Source organism: Streptomyces sp. NPDC050658 (assembly GCF_044457025.1).
Classification (GTDB): domain Bacteria; phylum Actinomycetota; class Actinomycetes; order Streptomycetales; family Streptomycetaceae; genus Streptomyces.
This window is the reverse complement of the sequence record NZ_JBITGM010000001.1, coordinates 1,573,174-1,581,502: the sequence shown is the minus strand read 5'-3', so window position 1 is coordinate 1,581,502 and position 8,329 is coordinate 1,573,174. Positions and strand designations below refer to the sequence as shown.

7 protein-coding genes and 1 rRNA gene are annotated in these 8,329 nt (G+C 72.1%); 3 read left to right on the top strand and 5 right to left on the bottom strand.

What is annotated here, in order from left to right; genetic code table 11:
- Nucleotides 1–149 precede the first annotated feature (149 nt).
- A 5S ribosomal RNA gene (gene rrf, locus ACIBKX_RS06980) occupies nt 150–266 on the top strand.
- A gap of 100 nt (nt 267–366) precedes the next feature.
- Here the strand turns inward: rrf and ACIBKX_RS06975 are convergent.
- The 5 genes from ACIBKX_RS06975 to ACIBKX_RS06955 are packed head-to-tail and all read right to left on the bottom strand — an operon-like array spanning nt 367 to nt 5,902.
- A complete protein-coding gene (locus ACIBKX_RS06975; protein WP_363276697.1) occupies nt 367–1,677 on the bottom strand; it encodes a DUF58 domain-containing protein in 1,311 nt (436 codons plus the stop codon).
- Nucleotides 1,677–2,660, bottom strand: coding sequence for a MoxR family ATPase (locus tag ACIBKX_RS06970; RefSeq protein ID WP_363276698.1), 984 nt, complete (start codon nt 2,658–2,660; stop codon nt 1,677–1,679). Before ACIBKX_RS06970 ends, ACIBKX_RS06975 begins: the two co-directional genes overlap by 1 nt.
- Nucleotides 2,657–3,907, bottom strand: a complete 1,251-nt coding sequence (locus ACIBKX_RS06965; RefSeq protein WP_363276699.1) for a DUF4350 domain-containing protein — start codon at nt 3,905–3,907, stop codon at nt 2,657–2,659. Before ACIBKX_RS06965 ends, ACIBKX_RS06970 begins: the two co-directional genes overlap by 4 nt.
- A complete protein-coding gene (locus tag ACIBKX_RS06960) occupies nt 3,904–4,599 on the bottom strand; it encodes a DUF4129 domain-containing protein (protein WP_363276700.1) in 696 nt (231 codons plus the stop codon). The genes ACIBKX_RS06965 and ACIBKX_RS06960 overlap by 4 nt, the downstream gene beginning before the upstream one ends.
- Nucleotides 4,600–4,603: 4 nt before the next feature.
- Nucleotides 4,604–5,902, bottom strand: coding sequence for a glycerophosphoryl diester phosphodiesterase membrane domain-containing protein (locus ACIBKX_RS06955; RefSeq protein WP_363276701.1), 1,299 nt, complete (start codon nt 5,900–5,902; stop codon nt 4,604–4,606).
- A gap of 140 nt (nt 5,903–6,042) precedes the next feature.
- Between ACIBKX_RS06955 and mtnA the strand changes: the two genes are divergently transcribed.
- Nucleotides 6,043–7,218, top strand: a complete 1,176-nt coding sequence (gene mtnA / locus ACIBKX_RS06950; protein ID WP_363276702.1) for an S-methyl-5-thioribose-1-phosphate isomerase — start codon at nt 6,043–6,045, stop codon at nt 7,216–7,218.
- A gap of 420 nt (nt 7,219–7,638) precedes the next feature.
- Nucleotides 7,639–8,328: a two-component system response regulator MtrA gene (gene mtrA / locus ACIBKX_RS06945; protein WP_189176211.1), complete on the top strand. Its 690-nt coding sequence runs from the start codon at nt 7,639–7,641 to the stop codon at nt 8,326–8,328.
- The last annotated feature ends 1 nt before the right edge of the window (nt 8,329 follow it).

The following is an 8,329-nucleotide window of genomic DNA, read 5'->3' as shown; positions in this document are numbered from 1 at the left end:
AGATCTGGAAGCCCGGTAACGGGTGGAGGTGACTGGTACTAATAGGCCGAGGGCTTGTCCTCAGTTGCTCGCGTCCACTGTGTTGGTTCTGAAACCACGAACAACCCCATGCAAGGTCACGCATGGTGCGGTTGACAGTTTCATAGTGTTTCGGTGGTCATAGCGTGAGGGAAACGCCCGGTTACATTCCGAACCCGGAAGCTAAGCCTCACAGCGCCGATGGTACTGCAGGGGGGACCCTGTGGGAGAGTAGGACGCCGCCGAACTATTTTTGAATGGAGACCCCCGCACCGGGATACGGTGCGGGGGTTTTCTGCGTTCACGGCCCTTTTTGTAGGGCAGGGCCGGCCACCCTTCTTTCTTCTTTTAGAGACGGCCGGCCGCCTTCAATGCGAGATAGGCGTCCGCCAGCGCGGGGGCCAGTTCTGTGGGCGTTGCGTCTACGACTGTGACGCCGTGCCGGGTGAGTTGTTCTGCTGTGCGGTGGCGTTCCGTGTGGGCCTGGGCGGCTGCTGCTGCCTCGTAGACGGCTTCGGTCGTTCCTCGGGCGGTGGCCATCTGCTCGATGTGAGGGTCGGCGACCGATGCCAGTACGACCTTGTGGCGCTGTGTGAGGCGGGAAAGCACCGGGAGCAGCCCCTCCTCGATGGGGGCCGCGTCGAGGCTGGTCAGGAGCACGATCAATGAGCCGCGAGTGGCGGTGCGCAGGGCTGTCGAGGTGAGGCCCCGGGCGTCTGTTTCGACGAGCTCCGGCTCCAGTGTGGCCAGGGCGTTGACGACTGCGGGGAGGACCTCGCCTGCGGCTTTGCCTTGGACCAGGGCGCGTACTCGACGGTCGTACGCGAGAAGGTCTACCCGGTCGCCCGCTCGGGAGGCCAGGGCCGTCAGGAGCAGGGCCGCGTCCATGGAGGCGTCGAGGCGCGGGGCGTCGCCGACCCGGCCTGCGGAGGTGCGGCCGGTGTCGAGGACCAGGAGGATGCGGCGGTCGCGTTCGGGGCGCCAGGTGCGGATGGCGACCGTGGACTGGCGGGCGGTGGCGCGCCAGTCGATGGAGCGGGTGTCGTCGCCGGGGACGTAGTCGCGGAGGCTGTCGAATTCTGTGCCCTGGCCTCGCGTCAGCAGGCTGGTGCGGCCGTCGAGTTCGCGGAGCCTCGCCAGCTTGGAGGGGAGGTGCTTCCGGCTGGCGAAAGGGGGCAGGACGCGCAGGGTCCAGGGGACCTTGTGGCTGCCTTGGCGGGTGAGGAGGCCCAGTGGGCCGTACGAGCGGATCGTGACACGGTCGGCCCTGTGGTCACCGCGGCGGGTGGGGCGCAGGCGCGTGGTGAGGCGGCGGCGCTCGCCGGACGGGATCGTCAGGCGGTGGCGGGATGCCTCGACCTCGGTGCCGGGCTGCCAGCTGCTGGGGGGCCAGGCGTCGCGGAGGTGGGCGCGCAGGGGTCGGCCGGAGGGGTTGGTGACGGTCAGCTCGATGTCGGCGGATTCTCCGAGGCGTACGGAGGTGTCGCCCGAGCGGGTCAGGCCGAGCCGGCGGACGGGGGCGGCCAGCGCGAAGTCGCAGGCGCAGGCGAGGGCCAGCGGGGCGTTCACGGCGAGGATGCCGGTCCAGCTCGGGTCCCAGAGGCCTACGGGGAGGCTGCCGAGGGCCGCGAGGAGGGCGGTTCGTCCGGTGAGGGCCATCAGCGGGGGACCGGGACGTGGGCAAGGATCGCGGTGATGACGGAGTCGGCGGTGACGCCCTCCATCTCGGCCTCAGGGCGCAGTTGGACGCGGTGGCGGAGGGTGGGGAGGGCGAGGGCCTTTACGTCGTCGGGGATGACGTAGTCGCGGCCGGTCAGCCAGGCCCAGGCGCGGGCCGTGGAGAGCAGGGCGGTCGCGCCGCGGGGGGAGACGCCGAGGGTGAGGGACGGGGAGTCGCGGGTGGCGCGGCAGATGTCCACCACGTACGCGGTGATCTCGGGGGAGACGGTCGTCTTGGCGACGGCGGCGCGGGCGGCTTCCAGGTCGGCGGGGCCCGCCACGGGGCGTACGCCGGCGGCGCGCAGGTCGCGGGGGTTGAAGCCCTCGGCGTGCCGGGTGAGGACGTCGATCTCGTCTTGGCGTGAGGGGAGCGGGACCGTCAGCTTGAGGAGGAAACGGTCCAGCTGGGCCTCGGGGAGCGGGTACGTGCCCTCGTACTCGACCGGGTTCTGGGTGGCCGCGACGAGGAACGGCTCGGGGAGCGGGCGGGGGGTGCCGTCGACGGTGACCTGGCGTTCCTCCATCGCTTCGAGGAGGGAGGACTGGGTCTTGGGCGGGGTGCGGTTGATCTCGTCGGCGAGCAGGAGATTGGTGAAGACGGGGCCCGGCTGGAAGGAGAACTCGGTGGTGCGGGCGTCGTAGATGAGGGAGCCGGTGACGTCGCTCGGCATCAGGTCCGGGGTGAACTGGACGCGCTTGGTGTCGAGTTCCAGGGATGCGGCCAAGGCGCGGACGAGCAACGTTTTGGCTACCCCAGGGACTCCTTCTAGTAGGACGTGGCCGCGACAGAGGAGGGCGACGACGAGGCCGGTGACGGCGGGGTCCTGGCCGACCACGGCCTTGGAGATCTCGGTGCGCAGGGACTCCAGGGAGGAGCGGGCGCTGCCGGAGGTCCCGGCGTTGTCAGTGGTCGGGTCCGTCATGAAGAACGTACCTCTCTTTCGAGGGCGTCGAGTTGGTCGGCGAGGGCGATCAGGGCCGCGTCGTTGCCGGGAGGTGGGCCGAAGAGGAGGGGGAGCAGGTCCTGGCCGGGGCTGTGGAGCCGGGTGGTCAGGGCGGGGAGCAGGGACTCGGGTGCGTGCGCCTGGGCGGGGGATACGCCGATGAGGGGGGCCAGGCGGGTGCGGGTGGCCGAGCGGAGGGCTGCGGCCGCGCGGTCCCGGGCGTTCGCCTTGCGGTAGAGGCGGGCGCGGCCTTCGACGGTTTCGGAGGCGCGGATGGCGACGGGGAGGCGTTCGGGGACGAGAGGGCCGAGGCGGCGGGCTCGCCACAGGGCGGCGAGGGCTGCGGCGAGGGTGAGTTGCAGGGTGGCCCAGAGCCAGCCGGAGGGGATCAGTTCGAAGAAGCCGCGGTCTTCGGTGTCGGTCGCGGAGTCGTCGGAGAGCGAGGGGAGGTACCACACCAAGTGCGGGCGGGAACCGAGGAGTTGAAGGGCGAGCGAGGCGTTGCCCTGCTGGTCGAGACGGTTGTTGAGGAGGATGTCGGGGGCGCCGAGTACGACGGTGTCGCCGTCCCCGTCGGCGGCCGGGAGCTGCAGGAGGCTGGGCAGGCCGTCGCTGAGGTAGCAGGCCTCGGCGTCCGGGGCGAGGGTGTCGTAGCGGAGGCCGCCGACGTCGGCGGAGCCGGCGCGTTGGGCTGCGGGCAGGGAGCAGCGGGGGGAGAGCGTGGAGTCGAGGCTGGGGGTGGCGTCCGCGGTGACTCCGGGGGCGAGGGTGCCGATCGAGGAGGGGCCGGGGGTGAGGAGGACGGTGCGGCCTCCGGAGTCCTTGGTGGCCGCGTGGAGGCGGGACTGCTGGCGGTCGGTCAGCAGGTCGGGGGAGGTCACAAGGAGCGTGGTGTCCGGTCCCGCGGCGGAGCGGGCCTCTTCGGAGGTGGTGACGACGCGGGTGGACACGCCCCGGTCGGCGAGGAGTTCGGCGACGGCGCGGCTGCCGTAGGGGTCGGCGGAGCGCGGGTCGAGCCGGCCGTGCTGGGCTCCGGAGCGGACCGCGGCGATGGCGATGGCGGCTGCCAGGAGGACGAACAGGGCGAGCAGGATGCCGCGGGTTCGGGTCCAGAGCTGGCGGGGGGTGGCAGCGGCGGAGGTGGTTGTTCGGGTGGTCGTGGCTGGGGTGGTCGCCGGAGGCGCGGTGGCCTTGGTGCCGGTGGTGGGGTCCGGGGAGCGGGTCACTTGAGGGCTCCCTCGGGGGTGGTGAGGGTGGGGCGGGTGTGGGCGAGGGCGTTGTCCAGGGTGGACATGGCCTCGTACGTCGGCTCCGTGGCCGTGCGTCCGCCGTATGTGACGGCGTCGAAGTCCTGGGCCGCCGTGCGCAGTTGCGTGGCGTGGGTCGGGAGGGTGCGGGAGGCCTCGGCTGCCGCCTCATCGGCGGTGCGGCCGGGGCGGGGGTCGAGGAGGGCCCGCTCCTCCAGGGCGCGGACGATGGCGCGCATGCGCTCCTGGACGGCCTGGTTCCAGTGGCCCTGGGCGGCGTGTGCCTCGGCGGCGGCGCGGTGTTCCGCCGCGCTGCGGGGGCGGTCGTCGAAGAGGGCGGGGGTCGAGGAGGGGGCACGGCGCGGGGTGCCGAGGTGCCACCAGAGGGCCGCGACGACGGCGGCCAGCGCGAGCACGATGACGAGGAGGCCGAAGCCGCCGCCCGGGGTCGCCCCCGAGGCGGCGGTGAACAGGTCGTCGACCCAGTCCCAGAAGCGGTTCAGGGCCCGCTGCAGAAGGCTGGGGTCGTTCTCGTGGTACCTCGGCTCGGAGAGTTCGCGCTCGGCGGCCTCCCGCGCGGGGTCGCGCGGGATCGTCACCGGTGGGTCGTCGCCGGTGCGCCGCAGGAGCGATGCTCCTGCCCTGACTCCGTGCAGCACCTCCCCCCTCACCGCATCAGCTCCCGGGTGTGCCGGGGGCGTCGGGGCCACCGGCCTGGAGGCCGGCGGCGCGCGCGAGTTCGAGGTCGAGGGCCTCGCGGCGGATCCGCTGGTCGATGTAGAGGAGCACGGTGACTCCGGCGGTGATCGGGAAGGTGAGCATGGAGCCGATCACCGAGCCGATGCCGCTGACGATCAGGAAGGTCCAGCCGAGTTCGCCGGTGCCGCTGTCGAGGAAGCCGGTGACGCCGTCGCCGCTGACCGCGCCCGCGATGAGGGTGAAAGGGATCACGATGATCGAGGCCACCACGTTGGCGATGATCGCGGCGAGCAGCTGGATGCCGAAGACCCGCCACCAGGAGCCGCGCACCAGCTTGATGGAGCGGGCCATCGACTTCTTGACGCCCTGCTTCTCGAGCATCAGGGCGGGCGAGGCCAGCGAGAGCCGGACGAGCAGCCAGATGGCGACGATCAGCGCGCCGAATCCGCCGAGGACGGCGAGGCTGACGCCGGCGTCGGACGCCCCGGCCACCGCGATCAGCACGCCGGGCGCGATGCCGATGGCGACGACGGCGCTGCCGATGAGCGGGAGCAGCAGGGTCAGGCCGATCAGCCGCGGCAGTTGCGGCTTGGCGTCACGCCAGGCCTCCGCCGTGGTCACCGACTTGCCGAGCACCGCGCGGCTGGTGACCATCGTGAGCAGGGCGGTGGCGACGATCGTGCCGAGCAGAGTGATCAGCAGGACCACGCCGGAGCTGAGCAGGGTGTCGCCGAGCGCGCGGCTCAGTTCGCCGACGGTGGCGCTGGGGTCGTTGAGGGCGTCGGTGCTCGCACTGTCGTTGAGGACGAGCCCCTGGAGCAGGATGACGACGATCTCCGTGAAGACGGCCACGGCGAGGGAGATGCCGAGGACCGTCCGCCAGTACGTGCGCATCGTGGAGACCGCGCCGTCCAGGATCTCGCCGACGCCGAGCGGCCGCAGCGGGATGACACCGGGCTTCGCGGCGGGCGGCGGGCCCTGCCACGCACCCCAGCCGGGGTAGCCGCCGGGGCCGCCAGGGGCCCCAGGACCACCGGGGCCGCCGGGGCGTCCGCCGCCCCATCCTCCGCCGGGCGGGGGCGGTGGTGGTGGCGGGGTCTGGCCGGGGGCCGGTGGGCTCGGCGCGGACCACTGGGCGGGTGGCGGCTGCTCCTTGGACCACTTGGAGCCCGGACCGGTCGGCTGGTCCGCGGGCTCGGCGGGTTCCTTGCCGGAGTCCTGTCCGTCGTCGGAGGGGGCAGATCCGGGCGAGGCCCAGCCCGGAGTGTCGTTCATCGTCGCTCCTTCACGGTGCCCGTCCGCGGTCGCGGCGGCAGGTTGCCAGCCATCGTGCCACGGCGTGCCCCGGTGGTGACCGGGTGCCGTAGTGGCTGCACACCTTCAATTGTCCGACGGGTACGGGGCAGACTGGGCGGATGGCTGATCAGTACGCGCAATCCGGCGAGGACGTACGGCCCACCGAGACCCCCAAGACCCCCGAGACCGCCGCGGCGCGCGCGACTCGCGCGATCCGCTGGGACGAGCCACCGGAGGGCCCTGTGCTGGTCCTCCTCGACCAGACCAGGCTGCCGGGCGAGGAGATCGAGCTGGTGTGCACGGACGCGCCCGCTCTGGTGGAGGCGATCCGGACGCTCGCCGTGCGCGGGGCGCCGCTGCTCGGGATCGCCGGTGCGTACGGCGTCGCGCTCGCCGCCGTGCGTGGCTTCGACGTGGACGTGGCGGCGGACGCGCTCGCGGGGGCCAGGCCCACCGCGGTCAATCTCGGCTACGGCGTGCGCAGGGCTCAGGCGGCGTACCGGTCGGCGCTGGTGGGCGGGGCCGGGCAGCGGCAGGCGGCCGAGGCGGCGCTCGCGGAGGCGAAGGCCGTGCACCGGGAGGACGCCGAGGCGAGCGCGGCCATGGCGGTGCACGGCCTGGCGCTGCTCGACGAGCTGTTGCCGGGCGGCGGGCACCGGATCCTGACCCACTGCAACACGGGCGCACTCGTGTCCGGGGGTGAGGGGACGGCGTTCGCGGTGGCGCTGGCCGCGCACCGGGAGGGGCGGCTGCGGCGGCTGTGGGTGGACGAGACGCGTCCGTTGCTGCAGGGTTCGCGGCTCACGGCGTACGAGGCGGCGCGCAGCGGGATGGCGTACACCCTGCTCACGGACAACGCGGCGGGGTCGCTGTTCGCGGCGGGTGAGGTGGATGCCGTGCTGATCGGTGCCGACCGGATCGCCGCCGACGGTTCGGTGGCCAACAAGGTGGGGAGCTATCCGCTCGCCGTGCTGGCCCGCTATCACCACGTGCCGTTCATCGTGGTGGCGCCGGTCACGACCGTGGACCCGGACACCCCGGACGGGGCGTCCATCGAGGTGGAGCAGCGGGCCGGGCATGAGGTGACGGAGGTCGCGGTGCCGGTGGCCGGGGCGGAAGGAGGAGGGGGGATCGCGGTGGCGCCGCTGGGGACGCAGGCGTACAACCCGGCGTTCGACGTGACGCCGCCGGAGCTGCTGACGGCGATTGTCACCGAGGCGGGTGTGGTGTCGCCGGTGACGGCGGTGGGCCTCGCGGAGCTGTGTGCCAGGTCGCGTGAGGTGACGATCGGATAGGGGGAGGCGCTGAGGCGTTCTGCCGGCCGCGGGGTACGGTGCGGCCGGCGGAGGGGGAGCGGGTGCGGGACTGGGATGACGACGACGATGCCGAGTACCGCAAGGCGGCCGGGTGTGGTGGCTGATGATCGTGGTCGCGCTGGTCTGCGGGGTGGTGGTGGCCGGTCTGGTGATCGCCGCGTTGTCCGGTGTGCTGGGGTTGGCCGGAATGTTGTCCGTCGTCTCGGACTGAATCGGGCGGGGGCCGGAGGCCGGTGCGGCCGATAGGTGCGGGCTGCCGGTGGGCGGTCCCGTGCGGGCCGTGCCCGGTGTCGGCGGCACCGACGGCGGATCACCGCAGACAGTGATGGCCTCGTACGACTATCGTCACAGGCCAGTGACCTCTCTCACCAGCAGCCCAGTCACTGTTACGAGAATGGGATGATGTCAGGCATGAAGGGACGAGTCCTTGTCGTCGACGACGACACCGCACTGGCCGAGATGCTCGGGATTGTGCTGCGTGGTGAAGGTTTTGAGCCGTCGTTCGTAGCTGATGGCGACAAGGCGCTGGCTGCTTTCCGGGAGGCCAAGCCGGATCTTGTGCTGCTCGACTTGATGCTTCCCGGTCGGGACGGCATCGAGGTGTGCCGCCTGATCAGGGCGGAGTCCGGGGTGCCGATCGTGATGCTCACGGCCAAGAGCGACACCGTGGATGTGGTGGTCGGTCTGGAGTCGGGGGCGGACGACTACATCGTCAAGCCGTTCAAGCCGAAGGAGCTGGTGGCCCGGATCAGGGCGCGGCTGCGGAGGTCGGAGGAGCCCGCGCCGGAGCAGCTGGCCATCGGTGACCTGGTCATCGACGTGGCGGGGCACTCCGTGAAGCGGGACGGCCAGTCCATCGCGCTGACGCCGCTCGAGTTCGACCTGCTTGTGGCGCTCGCGCGCAAGCCGTGGCAGGTGTTCACGCGTGAGGTGCTGCTCGAGCAGGTCTGGGGCTATCGGCACGCGGCGGACACCCGTCTGGTGAACGTGCACGTCCAGCGACTGCGGTCGAAGGTCGAGCGGGACCCGGAGCGGCCGGAGATCGTGGTGACCGTCCGCGGTGTCGGTTACAAGGCCGGACCGAGCTGAC

What these genes read in the sequence shown, in the direction of transcription:
- mtnA (WP_363276702.1), top strand. Translation starts at nt 6,043, where the DNA reads ATGGCTGATCAGTACGCGCAATCCGGCGAGGACGTACGGCCCACCGAG.
- mtrA (WP_189176211.1), top strand. Translation starts at nt 7,639, where the DNA reads ATGATGTCAGGCATGAAGGGACGAGTCCTTGTCGTCGACGACGACACC.
- ACIBKX_RS06975 (WP_363276697.1), bottom strand. Translation starts at nt 1,677, where the DNA reads ATGGCCCTCACCGGACGAACCGCCCTCCTCGCGGCCCTCGGCAGCCTC.
- ACIBKX_RS06955 (WP_363276701.1), bottom strand. Translation starts at nt 5,902, where the DNA reads ATGAACGACACTCCGGGCTGGGCCTCGCCCGGATCTGCCCCCTCCGAC.
- ACIBKX_RS06970 (WP_363276698.1), bottom strand. Translation starts at nt 2,660, where the DNA reads ATGACGGACCCGACCACTGACAACGCCGGGACCTCCGGCAGCGCCCGC.